We start from the raw sequence: 18,800 nt of genomic DNA on the forward strand, positions 1-18,800 counted from the left end.
AACCGGCTCAGCTTCCCGCCGCCGCACCGCGGAAACCGAACCCCAAGCCGACCCCGAACCCGAGACCTGCCGAACCTGGATCCTCCCGAAGCTCCGCGAGAATCCGCTGCGCCTCATCCTGTGTGAGAACACCCGCCGCGACCAGAGCGTTCGCAGCCCCACGCGGCCCGGACAGCTCGGCAGCGCGTGCGGTCAGCTCCCCCAGATAAGCCTTCCCGTCCACCAGTCCATACTGGCCCTCACAACGCCGTCATGCTCGCGATTTTCCAGGTCCCGTCGACCTTCTTCGCGACAACGGACAACGACGCCGTGGTCGAGGACTGCTGGTTCGAGGTCGTGTTCAGGGTCTGCTGGTCCAGAAAGAGCAGCAACCGGGCGTCCGAGCCCTGCAACTCCTGCACGCCGATCGAGCCGATTGTCGTGGTGCGCACCAGTTTCTGCGCCTCCGCCTGTTGCCTCGCCGCCGTGAAACTCGCCTGGTACTGGCCGACCGCGGCATCGACGAGCACGCTCGACGCCGCTCGCGAAGTGCGGTCCAGGTTGTCGTAGTCGTACGAGAAAATGGACTTCACCGCGGCAGTCACCTGGTCCGCCACCTCGGTCGTCGCCGCCGTGTCCGCGACCGCCGCGTTGTCGTCGCGCGCGGAGTTCAGCCCCGCGTACACCGAAAACCCGGCCGCCAGCACGATCACCACCACCAGCACCGGCAGCCACGTCACCCGCCTCGGAAACCTCATGACGCCGCCTGCACAGAGTTGACCTTCCAGCCCTGTGGAGTCCGCGTCAGCGCCGCGTTCAGCCGGGCGCGGGAGTCCTTCGGCGCGGCGTCGTTGGTACTCAGGTGCACGTCGAGCACCGCTATCACCCTGGCGGTGCCCGCGTTCTGGTCCAGCGCCGTCACCGCCGCCTGGTCCAGCGAAGCCCACGCCACGGTCTTGCTCGACGTGGCCCGCTCCAGCTGCGTCTGCTTGTCCCCGGACATCGAACTGCCCAGCTCCCCCGTGGTGACCGAAATCCACCGATCCACCGCGGGCTCCGGGTTGTGGTAGTCGACGGTGTTCAACGCGATCAACGCGTCCGTGGCCGCGCTCAGCACGGTATCCCGGTCCAGCGCCCGGTTCTGCACGTCGTCGTGCGCGGTGCTCCACCAGCCCCAGCCGAACCAGCCTGCCACCACCACCGCGACCACGGCCAGCGCGCTCAGCCAGGGCAGTAACCGGCCTTTCATCCCGGCAACCCCAGCAGCTGCCCGATTCCCTGCTGCACGCCCGAAGTCGCCATGTTCAGCAAGCCCGGCAGCTGCGCCGTCTGCGCGCCCGTCGTGGACTGGGCGGGTGTGGACCGCGTCGGCGCCGTCGTGGCCGGGTTGGCGGGTGCGCCCGCGTACGGGGCGTTCTGCGCGCCGCGCACGCCCGTCGCGCTGCCGGGCGCTTCGGCGCAATACGCCTGCATGTTCGGCGGCGCCTCACTGGTGTCGCTGGCCGGGCGCTCCTTCGTGGTCTCGTAGCCCTTCGTACACGAGTGCGGGTCGAAGAAGTTCAGCACCAGCCCCAGATGCCCCTCGCCATTCGACGACACCGAGCGCGAGAACGCCGAAATCACCGGGAAGGCGACGAGTTCCTCTTCGATCGCGTCCGTGCGCACCGAGGTGATCTGGAACGTGGTGAGCAGGTTCGCGATCAGCACGCCCATGTCGGTGCCCGACGTGGCGAGGATGCTGTCGACGTTGTCCGCCAGCACCGGTGCCTGGTCGACGATCTTGCGCAGATCGGGGTCGGAAGCCTTCAGCTGCCCCGCGATCTTGTTCAGCCCGGTCGCGATGTCGGCGATGTTCTGCCCCTGCTTTTCCTGCGTCCGCAGCACCGTCCGCCCATCGGAGAGCAGTTTCGTGGTCTGCGGCAGGTTCTGGGTGGCGGTGCCGGTGAACGAGTTCGCGGTGTCCAGCAGCTGCTGCAGATCCGGGCCGGTGCCGGCGAACGCGTTGTAGGTCTCGTCCACCACCGTCTGCAGGTCGGCCGGATTCACGCTGGACACCAGACTGTCCAAATTGGCCAGTACGGTGTCCGGGGACAGCGGGAGCGCCGTCTTCGACCGCTCGATCACCGAACCGTCGTGCAGGTACGGCCCGTCTTGGTGGGTGGGCCGCAGATCGACGTACTGCTCGCCGACCGCCGACCGGTTCGCCACCACCGCGTTGGTGTCCGCGGGCACCTGCGTGCCCGAGTCCAGATCGAGGTCGAGGTTCACGCCCTGCGGGTCGAGGTGCATCCCGGTCACCTTGCCCACGGCCACCCCCCGGTACGTCACCTCCGAGTTGACGAAGATCCCGCCGGAGTCGGTGAGCTGCGCGGTGACGACGAAACCCCGTGCGCCGAACAACCTGTCCAGGCCCGCGTACTTCGCCCCGGCGTAGCCGACGGACAGCACCGCCACCAGCCCGAAGATCAGCAGTTTCGCCCAGTGCGTCCTGGTGAACATCAGTGGCCACCCCCCAGCAGGCTGCCTAGCAGCCCACCGTACTGCTGACTGTCCGAAGTGGACGGGAGAACCTGTTGCGGCAGCGGCAAGGGCGGCGCGGACGCGGCCGGCGTGGACGTGCTCGGGGTGGTCGTCGTGGCGGGTTTCGTGCCCGGCGGCCACTGGGCGTTCTGGATGTTCTGCAGGATCTCCGAAAAGTCCAGATCCAGCCGGGCGGATACGTTCGCGTAGTCGCCCTTCACCACGTCACCGGCGACATCGGGCAGTGGGTACGTGGGCAGGATCTTCAACGCCGTCGGCAGGTTCTGCCCGGCCTCGGCCAGTTTCGTCAGGGTCGGGGTGAGCGCCCTGAGGTTGTCGATCAGCTGGTCCTTGCTCTTGTTCACGGTGTCCACCGCGACCCCGGACAGCTGGTCCAGCGACTGCAGCATGCCGACCAGCTGATCGCGCTGCTCGTTGACCACCTGCAGCCCCGGGGCGAGATTGTCCAGCGCGTTGCTCAGGTTCGCCGTCTGCGAGACCAGCGTGCCGGACAACCGGTTCAGCCCGTCGATGGCGCGGATGATGTCGCTCTTCTGCCCGTCCAGCTCCGTCGCCAGATCGTCCACTCTGGACAGCAGGGACCGGATGTCCGCCTCGTTGCCGGTGAGCGCCTTGTTGAGCTCCCTGGTGATGTCCGCCAGCTGGTTCACGCCGCCGCCGTTGAGCAGCAGGGACAACGCGCCGAGAACCTCTTCGACCTCCGGGTTGCGGTTGGTGTGCGCCAGCGGGATCGTCGCCCCGTTGGTGAGCGTGCCGGTGGCGTCCTGCCCGGTCGGGTCCCGCAGCTCCACGTACTTCTCGCCGAGCAGGCTCGACTGGCGCAGGTCGGCGTAGGCGTTGCCGGGCAGGTGCACGTCCCCGTTGACCCGCATGGTCACCATCGCCGAACGGGTGTCGGGCGCCAGGTCGATCTTGTCCACCCGGCCGACCGGGACGTCGTTGACCTTCACGCTCGCCTGCGGCACGAGATCCAGCACGTCGGCGAACTGCGCCACCACCTGGTACGGGTGGTCGCCGAGATCGGCGCCGCCGGGCAGCGGCGTGCTGTAGAGGCCGTTGAACCCGCCGGAGCCGCAGGCCGCGACCAGCAACAACACCCCCGCCAGCAGCACGACACGTTTCATGAGATCCCCTGCTCCGGAACCGAGACCAGCGGCGTGATCGGCAACGGCGGCAGCTTCCCGCTCTGGATGTCGGCGATCAGCTGGGAGAGCGACGGCGCGTTGGTGACGCCGTCCACCACCGACGCGAGATCCGAGCAGAGCGTGCCGACGACATCGGGCAGTCCGGTCGGGGTGCCGGCCTTGATGAGCCGGCACAGCGTCGTGAACAGCGGGTTGGTGAATTCGTTGGCGTTGTAGCGGATCGCGATACTGCCGGAGGCGGCGTCGTAGGAGTTGATGAAGTTGGTCATCCCGGTGGGCGCGGTGTCGATCACCTCGGCCAGCGCCGAACGCTCGTCCACCAGCACCTTGCTCACGCTCGCCAGTTTGTCCACATTGGACGTCAGCCCGTCCTTGTTCTCCTCGACGAACTGCTGCACGTCACCCAGCGAGTTGCCCAGTGACGACAACGCCTTGCCGACGTCCTCGGAATCCCCGGCCAGGAAGCCCGTCACGTCCGAGAGCCGCGAGTAGAACTGGTTGAGCTGGTTGTCGCTGTCGGCCAGCGTCGTGGTGAACGACTGCAGATTGCGCACCGTGGAGAACAGGTCGTCCTTCGAGTTGTCCAGCGTGCGCGAGAGATCCGCCAGCTCGGTGACCGTGTCGTTGAGGTTCTTGCCGTTGCCGTCGAGGTTCTTGGCCGCGGTGTCCAGCAGGTTCGACAACGCGCCATTCGCGTTCGCGCCGTTCGGGCCGAGGCTGGTGGACAGCTTGTCCAGGCTGCTGTAGAGGTCGTCCAGCTCCATCGGGGTGGCCGTGTGGTCCTGCGCGATCAGCGTGCCCGTAGCCATTTCCGGGCCGCTGTCATACGCCGGGGTCAGCTGCACGTACCGGTCGCTGACCAGGCTCGGCGCGACCACCACGGCGCCCGCGTTCGCCGGGATCTGCACCCCGGGGTCGACCTGCATGTCCACCCGCACCGCCGCGCCCTGCGGGGTCACGTCGGTGACATGGCCGACCTGCACACCCAGCACCCGCACCGAGGAACCCGAGTACAGCCCGACGGTCTTGTCGAACATCGCGGAGATCTTCGTGCCGCCGGAATCGCGGAAAGCCAGCCACAGCCCCGCCGTCAGCAGCAACGCGAGCACGCAGGCGGTGGCCACCCAGCGGTACACGCTGCGGCCGGCCCTCGTTTCGACCGTCACTGGCCGCTCACCCCCTGGTCGGGCGCGGAGAGCGGCGGGGTACAGCCGTTCGGGTTGATCTGCACCGCGCCCGCGTTGATCACCGGCGGGAACAGGCCGCAGATGTAGCCCTCGAACCAGCGCCCGTTGCCGGTGGCGTTGGTGCCGACCCGGGTGAACGGCGCGAGCAGCGCGAGGCTGCGGCCGAGATTGTCCTGGTTGCGCTGCAGGATGTCGGTGACGTCGCCGAGCTTCTGCAGGGTCGGCGCCAGTTGGGCACGGTTGTCCGCGACCAGCCCCTCCAGCTGCGTCGAGAGGTCCTGGGTGCCCTTGAGCAGCGCGCTGATCGCGTCCCGGCGCTGCTGCAGTTCGGTGAGCAACAGGTTGCCGTCGTTGATCACCTGCTGCAGCTGGGCGTCCCGGTCGGACAGCGTTTTGGTGACCTGGCTGGTGTTCGCCAGCAGTGTCGCCAGCTCCTGGTCCCGCGAAGAGACCGTTTTGGACAGTGCGGACAGCCCGTTCAGCGTGTCCTTCAACGGCTGCGGGGTGTCCTTCAACGCGTCCGACACCGCGTCGAAACTCTGCGCCAGCTGCTGGGTGTTGATGTCGCCGACCGTGTTCGACAGCTGCCCGAACGCGTCCTGCAGTTCGAACGGGGTGGTGGTGCGCTCGACCGGGATCGGCTGGTCCGGGCTCTGCGTACCGGTGCCTTTCGGTTGCAGCGCAAGGTATTTCTCGCCGAGCAGGGTTTTGATCTCGATCGAGGCGGTGGTCTGGTCGCCGACGCGGGTGTCGGAGACCTTGAACTTCACCAGCACCTTCTTGCCCGCCAGCGTGACCGAGCTGACCTGCCCCACCTTCACCCCGGCCACCTGCACCTCGTTGTCCGGGGAGAGGCCGGCCGACTCGGCGAAGTACGCCTGGTAGGTGGTTCCGTTGCCCAGCAACGGAAGGTCGTCGGAGAAGTACGACACCATGCTGACCAGCACGATGAGGATGAGGGTCACCGCGCCGACGGCGGCCTGGTTGCGGTCGCGCAGTGCTTTCACGACTGGCACCTTTCCGGCTCCTGGGTGGCGGGCAGGGGCAGCAGCGGCAGCGTGATGTTCAGCGAGGAGATGCCGATCGTGCCGGACAGGTTGCAGAGGAAGTAGTTGTACCAGCTGCCGTAGCTCAGGGTGCGGGTGAACTTCTCCAGGTTGCCCGGCAGCTTCTGCAGCAGCTCGTCCAGCAGCTGTCCCGAATCCGACAGGTTCTGCGACAACAGGCCGAGGCTGGAGATGTCGTCTTTCAGCGAAGGCCGCGCGTCCTGCACCAGCCCGGCCGTCACCTGCGTCAGGTTCGACAACGCGGTGACCGCGTCGCCGATCGGCTGCCGCTGCTGGGATAGCCCGGTGACCAGCTGCTGGGTCTGGTCGATCAGGTTGGCCAGCTGCGGGCCGCGGGAGTTGACGGTGGCGAGCACGTTGTTGAGGTTGTCGATGACCTGGCCGATCACCTTGTCCTTGTCCGCGATCGCGGTGGTGACCGAGGCGGTGTGCGTGAGCAGGCTGTCGATCGTGCCGCCCTCACCCTGGAACACCTGGATGATCTCGTAGGAGAGCTGGTTGACCTGCTGCGGATCCAGGGCCTGGAACAACGGCTTGAACCCGTTGAACAGTACGGTGAGGTTCAGCGCCGGCTGAGTGCGCTCGGGCGGGATCGTGCCGCCGGCCGGCAGCCGGCCGTCACCGTCCACAGTGGTCCCGAGTGCGAGGTAGCGCTGGCCGACGAGGTTGCGATACTTGACCGTGGCGGTGACCGCGGAGGGCAGCTGGTACGCCTGGGAAACGGTGAAGTGCACGTCGGCGAGGTTGCGGTCGCCCTCCTGCGCCACGGTGATCTTGTCCACCTGGCCCACCTTGACCCCGACGATCCGCACGTCGTCACCTTCGTGCAGGCCCGAAGCATCGGTGAACCGCGCGACGTAGGTGGAGCTGACCCCGAAGTTCGTGTTGGCGATCGTGGCGCCGAGAATCCCGGTCAGCAGCACCGTGACCGCGGCGAAGATCAGCGTTTTGATCAACGGGCCGACGGTGTCTCTGCGGGACACCCGCACCCGATCGGTCCTCGCGCGCCGCGCTCCTTTGTCGCGCTTGCTTGTGCGGTCCTCGGTGTTCCTCAACCGACGTCCACCTCCGCTCCCCGATAGACCGGCCCGACGAGCAGTCCCGCCCAGCCGGGCACCGCGTCCGGCGGGGTGTCCAGCGTCGGCGCGACGAGCACGTCGATCAACTGCTGCTCGGCGGTGGAGTTGGCCACCGAGCCGGTGGTGCCGGAACCGCCGTCGATGATGCCGTCACTGGGCAACGGGGTGTTCTCCCCCGGCGGCACCGCCGGGTGGCTCGACCCGTCCTGCACCGGGCCGTCCGGCGGGTACTGCGGCCACCTGCCCGGCGGCACCACCTGCGGGTAACAGCGCGGGCCGCGCTTGTCGGTGTAATTCGGCTCGTCCACGCCCGGCAGGTACTTGGTGCGGTCGGCGATGAACCGGATCGTCACGTGGTTGCGCTGGTCCGTGCCCGCACCGAAGGCGGCGTACGCGCGCGGCACGGAATCCGCCAGCTGCTGCAGCAGGCACGGGTACTCCGGCGCGTACTTGGCCAGTACGTCCAAAGTGGACTGTGACGTGGTGGTCAGGGCGATGAGGTTGTTCTCGTTGACCTTCAGGAAACTGCCGAGGTCCACCGACACGTTGGTCACCGAGGAATACAGCTGGGAGAGCTGCTGTCGCTTGTCCACCAGTGTTTTGCTCGTGGTGGTCAGGTCTGACAGCGCGTTGAGGAAGTCCGGCGCCGCCTGGTTGTAGATGTCACTCACGTTGGCGAAGCTGGAGATGTCGGCCTTGATGTCCGGCAGCGACGGGTTCAGTCTGCCAAGGTAGTCCGACAGGTTCACCAGCGTCTGCCCGAGCTGTTCGCCGCGGCCCTGCAGGGCCGTGGACACCGCGCTGAGCGTGGCCGAGAGCTTCTCCGGCTGCACGGCCTGCAGCAGCGGCATCACGTCGTCGAGCACCTTCTCCAGCTCGATCGCGGAACTGCTGCGATCCTGGGTGATCACGTCGCCGGCCTGGATGTGCCGCGCCGAAGGCCCCTGCGGGATCTGCAGCGCCACATAGCGTTCGCCGAACAGGGTTTTCGGCAGCAGCCGCGCCGAGACGTTCGACGGGATCTCGCCGATCTTGTCCGGGTCCAGCGCCAGCTCCAGCGCCGCATGGTCGCCGAGGCCCTGCACACTGCGCACCTCGCCGACCACCACCCCGCGGACCTTCACGTCCGAGCCCTCGCCCAGCTGGTTGCCGACCGTGTCGGTTTCCAGCCGCACCATCGAAACCGGCGTGAACTCCTTCTTGTAGATCGCCACCGTGGTGACGAAGAACAGCGCACACACCACCAGGAACACCAGCCCGAGCAGCTGGTGCCACAGCCTGCGGCGCAGCGCCTGGCGGCTCATCCGGATATCCTCACCGTCGTCGTGGCGCCCCAGATCGCCAGGCTGAGGAAGAAGTCCAGCAGCGAGATCAGCACGATCGAGGTCCGCACCGCGCGGCCCACGGCCATGCCGACACCGGCCGGACCGCCGGACGCGGTGTAGCCGTAGTAACAGTGCGACAGGATGACGAGCGCACTGAAGATCATCACCTTCAGGAACGACCAGAGCACGTCTTCCGGTGGCAGGAACAGGTTGAAGTAATGGTCGTAGGTGCCCGCCGACTGCCCGTACAACCAGACGGTGACCTGCCGGGACGCCAGGTACGACGAAAGCAGGCCGACGGCGTAGAGCGGGATCACCGCGAACACCCCGGCCAGCACCCGGGTGGTCACGAGGTACGGCATGCTCGGGATGCCCATCACCTCGAGTGCGTCGATCTCCTCGGAGATCCGCATCGCGCCCAGTTGCGCGGTGAAACCACAGCCGACGGTCGCCGAGAGCGCCAGCCCTGCCGCCAGCGGAGCGACTTCACGGGTGTTGAAGTAAGCGGAGATGAAGCCGGTCAGCGCCGCGGTGCCGAGCTGGTTCAGCGCCGCATATCCCTGCAGGCCGACGATCAGACCGGTGAACATGGTCATCCCGATCATCACGCCGAGCGTGCCGCCGATGACCGCGAGCCCACCGGTACCGAAGCAGACCTCGGTCAGCAGACGCAGGGTTTCCTTGAGGTAGCGGCGAAGCACGCGAGGCGACCACGCCAGCGCGCGCACGTAGAAGGACAGCTGAGTGCCCATGCCCTCGAAGATCGCCCCGGGGCGGGCGATCGCCTCCAGGACCTTGTCCGGGCGCTCCTCGGTGTCGACGGTTGTCGTCATCACAACGCCTTCGGCGGCACGATCCGCAGGTAGATCGCCGTCAGCACGACGTTGATGAGGAACAGCAGCAGGAACGTGATCACCACGGCCTGGTTCACCGCGTCCCCGACACCCTTGGGCCCGCCGGCCGGGTGCAGCCCGCGGTAGGCGGCGACCACCCCGGCGACGAACCCGTACAACAGGGCCTTGATCTCACTGATGTAGAGGTCGGGCAGCTGGGCGAGCGCGTTGAAACTCGCCAGGTACGCGCCGGGCGTACCGCCCTGCATGACCACGTTGAAGAAGTAGCCACCGAGTACGCCGACCACGCTCACCAGGCCGTTGAGCAGGGTGGACACCACCATTGCGGCGAGCACCCTCGGCACGATCAGGCGCTGCACGGGGTTGACCCCGAGGACCTCCATCGCGTCGATCTCTTCGCGGATCTTGCGCGCCCCGATGTCCGCGCAGACCGCGCTGCCGCCCGCGCCGGCGACCAGCAGGGCGGTGATCAGCGGAGAGGCCTGCTGGACGATCGCGAGCGCGCTGGCCGCGCCGGTGAAGGACTGCGCGCCGATCTGCTCGGTCAGCGATCCGAGCTGCAACGCGATCACCGCGCCGAACGGAATCGCCACCAATGCGGTCGGCAGGATGGTCACGCTCGCGAAGAACCAGCACTGCTGGATCCATTCGCGGAACTGGAAGGGGCGCCTGGGTATCGCGCGCAGTACTTCCCAGCCGAGCGTGCTCAGCCTGCCGACCTGGGTGAGCGCGGCGGTACCCGGAACCGAGATCGTTCCACTGCGCGTGCCCATCAGACCTCCGCCGACCCTAGCTTCGTTGCCCTGAGTCTTACTCACCATGTGAAGCCGATTTTTGTTAGCGGTGTTCACATGATCGAACCGCAGGCCTCCCGGGTGTTTTTGATCACTGGACTTTCAAGGCATGGGTGGCCGTCGCGCCGCCGTCGGCGACGAACTCCCCGCCCGTGCAGTAGGAACTCTCGTCACTGGCGAGGAAAAGCGCGACGTTCGCGATCTCCTCCGGCTGCCCGACCCGGCCCAGCGCGACCTTCTTCCCCACCCAGGACAGGTCCACTTCGGCCCCGCCCGCGGCGTCGGAAACCATCTTCGTGTCGATCATCCCCGGGTGCACGGAGTTGACCCGGATACCCTTGGCACCCAGTTCGAGGGCGGCCACCTTCGTCATCCCGCGAATCGCGAACTTGCTCGCGGTGTACGCGACCAGGAAAGGCATTCCGGCCAATCCCTCCACAGAGGACACGTTGACGATCGAGCCTGCGCCGGCTTCCGACATGGGTTCAACGACCGAGCGCATCCCGAGAAACGCGCCGATCTGGTTCACCCTTATCACGCGTTCGTAGTCGGCGAGGGTGGTTTTGCCCAGTTCGGAAAAATGCAGAATCCCGGCATTGTTCATCAGGACGGTGACCGGCCCGAACTCGTCACCGGCGCGCGCGATCGCGGCCGCCCAGTCCTCTTCACGCGTCACGTCGAGATGCTGGTACACCGCACCGATCTCGTCCGCCAGCGCCTTCCCGTCGTCGTCGAGCACGTCGGCAATGAGCACCTTCGCGCCTTCTTCGGCGAACCGGCGTGCGGCCGCGGCGCCCTGGCCGCGGGCCGCGCCGGTGATCACGGCGACTTTGCCGTCCAGCCTGCCCATGTCACATCATCTCGTCGGTCAGCGGCATGTACACCGACTTGAGCTCGGTGTAGGCCTCGATGGAGGACTCGCCGCCTTCGCGGCCGAGCCCGGACTGCTTGAACCCGCCGAAAGGCAGATGCGGTTCGATCTGGAACCCGTTGACGCCGATCGTGCCGGCGCGCAGTTTGCGGGAGACCCGGAAGGCGCGCTGCGCGTCCGCGCTGAACACGCTCGCGCCGAGACCGTACTCGGTGTCGTTGGCCAGCCGGACGGCTTCTTCTTCGGTGTCGAAGGGGACGACGGAGAGCACCGGCCCGAAGATCTCCTCCTGCGCGATGGTGGCGGAGTTCGCCACATCGGCGAAGATCGTGGGCGTCACGAAGTTGCCGTCCGCGAGATCGCCGCCGGGGCGTTCGCCACCGTAGACCAGCCGCGCTTCCTGCTTGCCCTGCTCGATGTAGCCGAGCACACGCTCCAGCTGCCGCTCGTTGATCAGCGGGCAGGACATCACGCCGGGGTCGAAAGGGTCACCGTAGGTGACGGCCGCGGCCATTCCCTGTGCGGCAGCGAGGAATTCGTCGTAGACCTCGCGCTGCACGAGCGCCCGCGTGTTGGCGACACACGCCTGGCCGGACAGTCCCATCGTCACGGCGCCGATGGTGGTCGCCGCGGCGAGCCCGACGTTGGGCGCGTCGGCGAAGATCAGCGCGGGGCTCTTCCCGCCCAGCTCCAGGGAAACCCGCTTGAGCGTGCCGGCCGAGGCCTCCACGATCCGCCTGCCGACCCCGCGGCTGCCGGTGAAGCTGACCTTGTCGACGTCCCGATGCGTGATCAGCGCTTCGCCGACCGGATCGCCGGGGCCGGTGACTACGTTGAGCGTGCCTGCGGGCAGCCCGGCCTCGATGAGCAGCTCGACCATCCGCAACACCGTGAACGTGCAGTACTCCGAAGGCTTGAGCACCACGGTGCAGCCCGCCGCGAGCGCCGGCGCGATCTTCTGCGCGTACAACAGGAAAGGCGCGTTCCACGGCAGGATCGCCGCGACCACGCCGATCGGCTCGCGGAAGGTCATCGCCAGGTGGTCGCCGCCCTGGTACGGCGGCAGGGTCTGCCCGCCGAGCTTGTCCACCCAGCCCGCGTGATGGTCGAACACGTCCGCGGCCGCCTCCACCGAGGTGGCGTAGATGTTGCTGCTGAAGGAAATCGGCACGGAGTTGTCCAGCGCCTGGAACGCGCGCAGCTCTTCGGCGTGTTCGCGCAGCAGTTCGGCATAACGGTGCAACAGCTTGATCCGCACACCCGCACGGGCGTTGGACCACGTGCCCGAATCGAAAGCCTTGCGCGCGGAGGCCACCGCGGCGTCGACGTCGCCCGCCGTGGCGATGGCGAACTCGCCGACCGCCTCACCGGTGGCCGGGTGCGTGTGCGTCCAGGTGTCGCCGCCACCGCCGGGGACCCACTGCCCGTCGAGGTAGAGCTGGCCGGTCTTGAGACCGACCGATTCGCGATGCGGTTGCACGGTAAGCGTCATAGCAACTCCTCACTGGCGAACATCTGGTCGCGGCCGGCGAAATGGCCCGGGAGCCCGGCAAGCTCGGCGAGGTTCCACGTCCGTTCCACCGTGGGCGGCGCGACGAGCGCGACGTTCCCGCCGTGCACCACGAAGACCTGGCCGTTGACAGTGTCGGCCTCAGGCGAGGCGAGGAACGCGACGAACGGGGCCACGTGCTCGACCGACAACGGGTCCACGCCTTCGGCGGGCGCGTCCCCGAAGACCGCTTCGGTCATCGCTGTGCGGGCGCGCGGGCAAATCGCGTTGGCGCGCACGCCATAGCGAGCGCAACCGCGCGCCGTCGCCACCGTGAGCGCCGCGATCCCGGCCTTGGCGGCGGAGTAGTTGGGCTGCCCGGGCGCGCCGAAGAGAAACGCCTCGGACGCGGTGTTGACCACCCGCGCGTACACCGGTCTGCCCTCCACTTTGGACTGTCGCCGCCAGTACGCGGTTGCGTTGCGGGACAACAGGAAGTGCCCGCGCAGGTGCACCCTGATCACGGTGTCCCACTCCTCGTCGGACATCGAGAAGATCATCCGGTCACGCAGCACCCCGGCGTTGTTCACCAGCACGTGCAGCCCACCGAAGTGATCCACCGCGGCCGAGAGCAGCACGTCGGCGGTCGCCCGCTCGGACACGTCACCGGCGACGAACAGCGCCTTGCCGCCGGCTTCTTCGATTTCGGCGACGACCCCGGTATCGCTGAGGTCGTTCACGACCACGGAGTGGCCGTCCTTGGCGAGCGCGAGCGCCTCCGCACGGCCGAGGCCCGCTCCCGCGCCGGTGACGATGGCTGTCCGGCCGCTCATCCGATCACCACCCGGGATCCGGCCCTGACCCGGCCGGTGGCATCATCCGCGTTCCATGCGGCGGCTCTCACCGTGGCAGCCTCCTCGCAGGCGCGGCGAGCCGTCCCTGGCTCGCCTCTCACGGCACACACTAGAATCTGTTCTCGCGATCGGCAAGCCTCAATTATTCCCGGGTGAACAGGGCATTTCGCGGACAGCTGGCCACCGCTTGAGTAACACGTTCTATTTCTCCCTCGGGCACCTCCTCGTGCTTGACGACGAGTTCGTCCTCGTCATCCAGCTCGAACACCCCGGGCGCGAACGCGGCACACACCTCGTTGGCCTCGCACAGGTCACGGTCGACACCGACCCGCATGGTTTCCTCCCGTCCGGCAGGTTTGCTAGAACTAGAACCTGTTCTAGACTAGCGCCGCGGCCGGTTCGCTACCAGAACGAGCGGGGCACGGTGGAGGTGACGGGATGCGGATCAGCTACACGCCCGAACAGGAATCGCTGCGCGCGCAGCTGCGTGAGTACTTCGCGGAGCTGATGACGCCCGAGCGCAGGGCGGATCTCGACGCGGACGGCGGCGAGTACGGAAGCGGCTTGGCATACAAGGAAATCGTCCGCCAGCTGGGCAAGGACGGCTGGCTCGCGATCGGCTGGCCGAAGGAGTTCGGCGGGCAGGACCGGTCGATGATGGACCAGCTCATCTTCACCGACGAAGCGGCCGTCGCCGGGGTGCCGGTGCCGTTCCTGACGGTGAACACGATCGGCCCGACGATCATGCGCTACGGCACGCCGGACCAGAAGGCGTTCTACCTGCCGCGCATCGCCGCCGGCGAGTTGCATTTCTCCATCGGCTACTCCGAGCCCGAGGCCGGCACGGACCTCGCCTCACTACGCACCAAAGCGGTCCGTGACGGCGACGAGTACGTGGTCAACGGGCAGAAAATGTGGACTTCGCTGATCGAATACGCCGACTACATCTGGCTGGCCTGCCGCACCGATCCGGAAGCGCGCAAGCACAAGGGCCTGAGCATGCTGATCGTGCCGACCTCCGCGCCCGGGTTCTCCTGGACGAAGGTGCACACCGTCGCCGGGCCCGGCACCAGCGCCACGTACTACGACGACGTGCGCGTGCCGGTGTCCTCGCGGGTGGCGGAGGAGAACGCCGGCTGGCCGCTGATCACCAACCAGCTCAACCACGAGCGCGTCGCGCTGACGTCGGCCGCGCCGGTCCTCGACGCGCTGCGCGAGGTGCGGCAATGGGCGCAGGAGACCAAACAGGCCGACGGCAGCCGGGTGATCGACGCCGAATGGGTGCGGACGCATCTGGCCCGCGTGCACGCGCACGGCGAATACCTCAAACTGCGCAACTGGCGCATCGCGACCACGCCCGACCTGAGCCCCGCGGAGGCGTCGGCCACCAAGGTGTACGGCACCGAGCTGGCGATCGAGGCGTACCGGCTGCTGATGGAAATCGTCGGCGCCGCCGCCGTGGTCCGCACCGGCTCCCCCGGCGCGGTGCTGCGCGGCCGGCTCGAGCGCGCGCACCGGTCCGCCCTGATCCTCACCTTCGGCGGCGGTACCAACGAGATCCAGCGCGACCTCATCGCGGCCACCGCCCTCTCGCTGCCAGTGACCCGCTAAGGAGCGCAACCGTGGATTTCTTGCCGAGCGACGAAGAGACCGAGCTGGCCGGGCTGGTCCGGCGGATCTGCGGCGACCTGGTCACCAAGGAGGTGCTGGGGAGCCACGGCGAAGGCGGCTTCGACCGCGGCGTGTGGGACGCCCTGCTGGCGGCGGGCGTGCTGGAGGCCGGCTGGCTGGCGCAGTGCGCCGCGCTGGTCGAGGTCGGGCGCACCCTCGCGCCTGTTCCGTACGTGACAGCGGTGGCGTCCGGGCGCGGCGACAAGGTGTACGCCCTCGCGCTGCCGGACGCGGGCCTGCCGTCGGGATTCGCGGTGCACGACGGGTTGCTGTCCGGCTCGCAGACCGCAGTCATGTTCGGCGCGTTCGCGGACGCGTTCCTGATTCCCGCGGATGGCAAGGTCTTCCTCGTCGAACAGGCCGACGTGCGGGCACAGCGGACCGTCGACCACGCCGACGCCGCCTTGGTGGAACTGGAGGACGCGCCGGGCGAACCGCTCGATCTCGACCCCGAGCTGTTGCGGCAGCGGATGACGGTCGCCTTGTGCGCGGTCCAGCTCGGCGTCCTGGAAAGCGCCCTGCACCGCACGGCCGGATACGCCAGGACACGCAAGCAGTTCGACCATCCGATCGGGAGTTTCCAGGCTGTCCGGCAACGCCTCGCCGACGCCTACATCGACGTCGAGGCCGTCCGGCTGACGCTGTGGCAAGCGGCCTGGCGGCTGTCGGAGGAACTGCCGGCGGCCGAGGAGGTGGCCACCGCGAAGTACTGGGCCGCCGAAGCCGGGCACCGTGTCGCGCACACCGCTGTCCACGTGCACGGCGGCGTCGGGATCGACGTGGACCACGAGCTGCACCGGTATTTCGCGGCGGCGAAACGGATCGAGTTCGCCCTCGGCGGGGCGACCGCGCAGCTGCGCGCACTGGGCGGGCTGCTGGCCGCCGAGCCGGCATGACGGTCACCGAGCTGCTGCTCGCCCGCGCGGCCGACCCGCGTCCGGGCCTGCTGTTCGAGAACGAAACCCGGACGTGGGCCGAGCACGTCCAGGAATGCGCGGACCTCGCGGCCCTGCTGCCCCGGCTGCTGCGCACGGACGCGCCGCCGCATATCGGGGTTCTGGCGGACAACCAGCCGCGGTTCTCGGCGCTGCTCGGCGCCTGCGCGTTCTCGGGCTCGGTGCTGGTCGGCCTGAACCCGACGCGCCGGGGCGAAGCTCTGGCGCGGGATGTGCGAGCTTCGGACTGCCAGCTCGTGCTGACCGAGCCGAAGTACGCGCCTCTGTTGGCGGGCCTCGATGTTCCGGTGTCCTCTTTGGACGATCTTGCGCCGGAGCACGCGCCGCTGGCACCGGTCGCCGCCGGCCCCGAAGACCTGATGATGCTGATCTTCACGTCCGGCACCAGCGGGGAGCCCAAGGCGGTGCGGGTCACGCACGAGAAGATCACCGTCCCCGGTGAGATGCTCGCCGACCGGTTCGGACTGTCCGGTTCGGACACCGTCTACGTCGCGATGCCGATGTTCCATTCCAACGCGATCATGGCAGGCTGGGCGGTCGGCCTCGCCGCGGGCGCGACGATCGCCCTGCGCCGCAAGTTCTCCGCGTCCGGATTCCTGCCCGATGTGCGCAAGTTCGGCGCCACCTACGCGAACTACGTCGGGAAGCCACTGTCGTACGTGGTCGCGACCCCGCCGCGACCAGACGATGCGGACAATCCGCTGCGCCTGGTGTACGGCAACGAGGGTGCGGAAGCCGATCTGGCCGAGTTCGGCCGCCGGTTCGGCTGCCACGTGGTGGACGCGTTCGGGTCCACCGAAGGCGGGATCGGGTTCGCCCGCACGCCGGACTCGCCGCCGGGTTCGCTGGGTAAGCCGGCCGCGGAGGTGGCGATCCTGCACCCCGGAACGGGGAAACCCTGTCCCCCGGCGAAGTTCGACGCCGACGGGCAGCTGATCAACGCGAACGAAGCCGTCGGCGAACTGGTCAACACGGCCGGCGCCGGCGCGTTCGCGGGCTACTACCGAAGCCCGGAGGCCGACGCCGAACGCCTGCGCGGCGGCCAATACCACACCGGCGACCTGGCGTACGCCGACGCCGACGGTTTCTACTACTTCGCCGGCAGGCTCGGCGACTGGCTCCGCGTCGACGGCGAAAACCTTGGTACTGCGCCGATCGAACGAGTGCTGGTGCGCCATCCGGCCGTCGCCGAGGCGGCCGTCTACCCGATTCCGGACCCGGTGACCGGGGACCAGGTGATGGCCGCGCTGGTGCTGCGCTCACCGGTCGAGCCGGTCGAGTTGGGCGAGTTCCTCGCCGCGCAACCGGATCTGGGCCCGAAACAAGTGCCACAGTACGTGCGAATTGTCAACGAACTGGAGAAGACATCGACGTACAAGATCGTCAAACGGAGGCTGTCCGCGGAGGGCACCCACTGCTCCGATCCGGTCTGGATGCGCACGAAAGGGAAAACTTCTTACGAACTGCTTCTCCGGTGAAGTGATCGCGGCTAGCTTGCTGTACTGCTCATTACCAATCCGACGGCAGTCACGGCGGACACGGGTGTCCATGAGCAGATCGGCCGCGGACCGTCTCCGCCTGCTTTCGGTCGGATTGGTCATCAAATGCGCAGGTCGCTCGCGGCAGTGTTCGCCGCCATCGCCATGGTCACGCTGTCCGCCGCCCCGGCACAGGCGGCCCCGACGAAGCTCACCGCGAGCGATTTCCGGTTGCAGGAAAGCGCTTACAACCCGGTGATCGCCCAGCTCGACAGCGTACTCGGGGTCAAGTCCGTCTCCGCCGTGCTGGACAGCGCCAACCGCGCCGCCACCGCGTGCGACCCCGGCGCGAGCAACCAGGTGGCCGCGTTCTGCTGGAACTCCGGCGACAACGACACCACCGACTGGTACCCGCAGGGCATCAGCACCACGGCCGACGCCTACGACGCCGGCACGTACGAGGGCCGGACGGCGCTGTTCGCGAGCTGGTACTACAACGGCTCGGGCACGAACAAGGGCGTCCGGGTGTCCTTTGTGGACTATTCGAGCCCGAGCGCGCCCGAGTACCGGCACGTACTGCTCGTCGAGCCGTACACGAACTCCGCGGGGCAGCCGGACTTCAAACCGGTCCCCATCCACGCCGGCGGCATCTTCACCTACGGCTACTACCTGTACGTCGCCGACACCTCCGGCGGCTTCCGCGCGTTCGACCTGCGGCACATCTGGCCGGCGAAGACCGGGGACAGCACGAAGATCGGCCGCCAGCCCGACGGCAGCTACCAGGCCTTCGACTACGCCTACGTGCTGCCGCAGGCGCAGACCTTCGCCGACTCGACGACCAACAGCGTCACGCAGCTGCGTTTCTCGGCCGCTTCGCTGGACCGCACGAGCACCCCGGACAGCGTGATCGTGCCCGAGTACAACGCCGACGGCACCGGCACCCGCGTGGTCCGCTTCCCGATCGACTACACCGACCGGAAGTTCGCCGAGTCGTCCGACGGGTACACCCACGCCACCGAGGCGTATCAGGTGAACATCCCGAGCATGCAGGGCGCGACCGCGATCAACGGGAAGTTCTACGTCTCCGCGAGCGCCGGTTCGAGCACCAAAGGCTCGCTGTGGACCTTCACGTCGAGCAGCGGCCCCACCAAACACGCCACGGTTTTCCCGATAGGCAACGAAGACCTCTCCTATCGCGGCCCGAACACGCAACTGTGGACGCTGTCGGAATACCCGGGTAACCGCAGCGTGGTCGCGATCAACCCGGGCGCCTACTAGGGAGCAACGGGAAAGTACGGATGCCCAGCGATTTTGCCGTGAGGCCATGAACGCCGTCCATCGCGGAATCCTCAAGCATCCGGCATGGTTCCTCAACCCCGCGTGGCGAGCGCGGACGAACGGAGCCGGCTCTGGCCGGAGATCACGGCCAGGTACCGGAACTACGCCGATTACCAGACCAAGACCGAGCGTGAGATCCCGTTGGCGCTCCTCGAAGAACGCCCCTAGTCAG

19 protein-coding genes are annotated in these 18,800 nt (G+C 67.8%); 5 read left to right on the top strand and 14 right to left on the bottom strand.

All coding sequences use genetic code 11. The annotated features are described in order from the left end of the window. Positions 1 to 239: 239 nt before the first annotated feature. From VHD82_RS13345 to VHD82_RS13410, 14 genes are all read right to left on the bottom strand, one after another. Entirely contained in the window at positions 240 to 737 is a 498-nt protein-coding gene (locus VHD82_RS13345) for a hypothetical protein (protein WP_325702000.1), read from the bottom strand. Beyond that, positions 734 to 1,228: a hypothetical protein gene (locus tag VHD82_RS13350; protein WP_325702003.1), complete on the bottom strand. Its 495-nt coding sequence runs from the start codon at positions 1,226 to 1,228 to the stop codon at positions 734 to 736. The genes VHD82_RS13345 and VHD82_RS13350 overlap by 4 nt, the downstream gene beginning before the upstream one ends. Next, complete coding sequence (locus VHD82_RS13355) at positions 1,225 to 2,478, bottom strand: MlaD family protein (RefSeq protein ID WP_325702006.1); 1,254 nt, start codon at positions 2,476 to 2,478, stop codon at positions 1,225 to 1,227. The genes VHD82_RS13350 and VHD82_RS13355 overlap by 4 nt, the downstream gene beginning before the upstream one ends. After that, entirely contained in the window at positions 2,478 to 3,644 is a 1,167-nt protein-coding gene (locus VHD82_RS13360; protein WP_325702009.1) for an MCE family protein, read from the bottom strand. Before VHD82_RS13360 ends, VHD82_RS13355 begins: the two co-directional genes overlap by 1 nt. Continuing rightward, a complete protein-coding gene (locus VHD82_RS13365; RefSeq protein WP_325702012.1) occupies positions 3,641 to 4,831 on the bottom strand; it encodes an MCE family protein in 1,191 nt (396 codons plus the stop codon). Before VHD82_RS13365 ends, VHD82_RS13360 begins: the two co-directional genes overlap by 4 nt. Next, the gene (locus VHD82_RS13370) at positions 4,828 to 5,859 is read right to left on the bottom strand and encodes an MCE family protein (RefSeq protein WP_325702016.1); all 1,032 of its coding nucleotides are present in this window, start codon (positions 5,857 to 5,859) and stop codon (positions 4,828 to 4,830) included. The genes VHD82_RS13365 and VHD82_RS13370 overlap by 4 nt, the downstream gene beginning before the upstream one ends. Next, positions 5,856 to 6,902, bottom strand: coding sequence for an MCE family protein (locus VHD82_RS13375; protein WP_325702019.1), 1,047 nt, complete (start codon positions 6,900 to 6,902; stop codon positions 5,856 to 5,858). The genes VHD82_RS13370 and VHD82_RS13375 overlap by 4 nt, the downstream gene beginning before the upstream one ends. A gap of 68 nt (positions 6,903 to 6,970) precedes the next feature. Then, positions 6,971 to 8,302 (bottom strand): MCE family protein, encoded by a 1,332-nt coding sequence (locus VHD82_RS13380; protein WP_325702022.1) that lies wholly within the window; start codon positions 8,300 to 8,302, stop codon positions 6,971 to 6,973. Beyond that, positions 8,299 to 9,156 carry an ABC transporter permease gene (locus VHD82_RS13385; RefSeq protein ID WP_325702025.1) on the bottom strand — a complete coding sequence of 286 codons (858 nt, stop codon included), beginning with the start codon at positions 9,154 to 9,156 and terminating at the stop codon, positions 8,299 to 8,301. Before VHD82_RS13385 ends, VHD82_RS13380 begins: the two co-directional genes overlap by 4 nt. Then, positions 9,156 to 9,950, bottom strand: coding sequence for an ABC transporter permease (locus VHD82_RS13390; protein WP_325702028.1), 795 nt, complete (start codon positions 9,948 to 9,950; stop codon positions 9,156 to 9,158). Before VHD82_RS13390 ends, VHD82_RS13385 begins: the two co-directional genes overlap by 1 nt. A 112-nt stretch (positions 9,951 to 10,062) precedes the next feature. Beyond that, the gene (locus VHD82_RS13395; protein ID WP_325702031.1) at positions 10,063 to 10,821 is read right to left on the bottom strand and encodes a glucose 1-dehydrogenase; all 759 of its coding nucleotides are present in this window, start codon (positions 10,819 to 10,821) and stop codon (positions 10,063 to 10,065) included. Position 10,822: 1 nt separating this feature from the next. Continuing rightward, positions 10,823 to 12,334, bottom strand: a complete 1,512-nt coding sequence (locus VHD82_RS13400) for an aldehyde dehydrogenase family protein (RefSeq protein WP_325702034.1) — start codon at positions 12,332 to 12,334, stop codon at positions 10,823 to 10,825. Beyond that, positions 12,331 to 13,164, bottom strand: coding sequence for an SDR family NAD(P)-dependent oxidoreductase (locus tag VHD82_RS13405; protein ID WP_325702037.1), 834 nt, complete (start codon positions 13,162 to 13,164; stop codon positions 12,331 to 12,333). The genes VHD82_RS13400 and VHD82_RS13405 overlap by 4 nt, the downstream gene beginning before the upstream one ends. 163 nt (positions 13,165 to 13,327) lie before the next feature. After that, a complete protein-coding gene (locus VHD82_RS13410; RefSeq protein WP_325702040.1) occupies positions 13,328 to 13,519 on the bottom strand; it encodes a ferredoxin in 192 nt (63 codons plus the stop codon). 104 nt (positions 13,520 to 13,623) lie between these two features. Here VHD82_RS13410 and VHD82_RS13415 point away from each other — a divergent pair, with 104 nt between their 5' ends. The 5 genes from VHD82_RS13415 (at position 13,624) to VHD82_RS13435 (ending at position 18,796) form a co-directional block, all read left to right on the top strand. Continuing rightward, positions 13,624 to 14,796, top strand: a complete 1,173-nt coding sequence (locus VHD82_RS13415; protein ID WP_325702043.1) for an acyl-CoA dehydrogenase family protein — start codon at positions 13,624 to 13,626, stop codon at positions 14,794 to 14,796. 11 nt (positions 14,797 to 14,807) lie between these two features. Next, positions 14,808 to 15,752 (top strand): acyl-CoA dehydrogenase family protein, encoded by a 945-nt coding sequence (locus VHD82_RS13420; protein ID WP_325702046.1) that lies wholly within the window; start codon positions 14,808 to 14,810, stop codon positions 15,750 to 15,752. Continuing rightward, positions 15,749 to 17,290, top strand: a complete 1,542-nt coding sequence (locus tag VHD82_RS13425) for a long-chain-fatty-acid--CoA ligase (RefSeq protein WP_325702048.1) — start codon at positions 15,749 to 15,751, stop codon at positions 17,288 to 17,290. Before VHD82_RS13420 ends, VHD82_RS13425 begins: the two co-directional genes overlap by 4 nt. A gap of 126 nt (positions 17,291 to 17,416) precedes the next feature. Next, the gene (locus VHD82_RS13430; RefSeq protein WP_325702051.1) at positions 17,417 to 18,568 is read left to right on the top strand and encodes a hypothetical protein; all 1,152 of its coding nucleotides are present in this window, start codon (positions 17,417 to 17,419) and stop codon (positions 18,566 to 18,568) included. 84 nt (positions 18,569 to 18,652) lie between these two features. Continuing rightward, positions 18,653 to 18,796 (top strand): nitroreductase/quinone reductase family protein, encoded by a 144-nt coding sequence (locus VHD82_RS13435; protein ID WP_325702055.1) that lies wholly within the window; start codon positions 18,653 to 18,655, stop codon positions 18,794 to 18,796. Positions 18,797 to 18,800 lie beyond the last annotated feature (4 nt).

This window comes from Amycolatopsis sp. (assembly GCF_035546795.1).
Lineage (GTDB): Bacteria > Actinomycetota > Actinomycetes > Mycobacteriales > Pseudonocardiaceae > Amycolatopsis_E.

What these genes read in the sequence shown, in the direction of transcription:
- VHD82_RS13345 (WP_325702000.1), bottom strand. Translation starts at nt 737, where the DNA reads ATGAGGTTTCCGAGGCGGGTGACGTGGCTGCCGGTGCTGGTGGTGGTG.
- VHD82_RS13350 (WP_325702003.1), bottom strand. Translation starts at nt 1,228, where the DNA reads ATGAAAGGCCGGTTACTGCCCTGGCTGAGCGCGCTGGCCGTGGTCGCG.
- VHD82_RS13355 (WP_325702006.1), bottom strand. Translation starts at nt 2,478, where the DNA reads ATGTTCACCAGGACGCACTGGGCGAAACTGCTGATCTTCGGGCTGGTG.
- VHD82_RS13360 (WP_325702009.1), bottom strand. Translation starts at nt 3,644, where the DNA reads ATGAAACGTGTCGTGCTGCTGGCGGGGGTGTTGTTGCTGGTCGCGGCC.
- VHD82_RS13380 (WP_325702022.1), bottom strand. Translation starts at nt 8,302, where the DNA reads ATGAGCCGCCAGGCGCTGCGCCGCAGGCTGTGGCACCAGCTGCTCGGG.
- VHD82_RS13385 (WP_325702025.1), bottom strand. Translation starts at nt 9,156, where the DNA reads ATGACGACAACCGTCGACACCGAGGAGCGCCCGGACAAGGTCCTGGAG.
- VHD82_RS13390 (WP_325702028.1), bottom strand. Translation starts at nt 9,950, where the DNA reads ATGGGCACGCGCAGTGGAACGATCTCGGTTCCGGGTACCGCCGCGCTC.
- VHD82_RS13395 (WP_325702031.1), bottom strand. Translation starts at nt 10,821, where the DNA reads ATGGGCAGGCTGGACGGCAAAGTCGCCGTGATCACCGGCGCGGCCCGC.
- VHD82_RS13400 (WP_325702034.1), bottom strand. Translation starts at nt 12,334, where the DNA reads ATGACGCTTACCGTGCAACCGCATCGCGAATCGGTCGGTCTCAAGACC.
- VHD82_RS13405 (WP_325702037.1), bottom strand. Translation starts at nt 13,164, where the DNA reads ATGAGCGGCCGGACAGCCATCGTCACCGGCGCGGGAGCGGGCCTCGGC.
- VHD82_RS13410 (WP_325702040.1), bottom strand. Translation starts at nt 13,519, where the DNA reads ATGCGGGTCGGTGTCGACCGTGACCTGTGCGAGGCCAACGAGGTGTGT.
- VHD82_RS13415 (WP_325702043.1), top strand. Translation starts at nt 13,624, where the DNA reads ATGCGGATCAGCTACACGCCCGAACAGGAATCGCTGCGCGCGCAGCTG.
- VHD82_RS13425 (WP_325702048.1), top strand. Translation starts at nt 15,749, where the DNA reads ATGACGGTCACCGAGCTGCTGCTCGCCCGCGCGGCCGACCCGCGTCCG.
- VHD82_RS13430 (WP_325702051.1), top strand. Translation starts at nt 17,417, where the DNA reads ATGCGCAGGTCGCTCGCGGCAGTGTTCGCCGCCATCGCCATGGTCACG.
- VHD82_RS13435 (WP_325702055.1), top strand. Translation starts at nt 18,653, where the DNA reads ATGGTTCCTCAACCCCGCGTGGCGAGCGCGGACGAACGGAGCCGGCTC.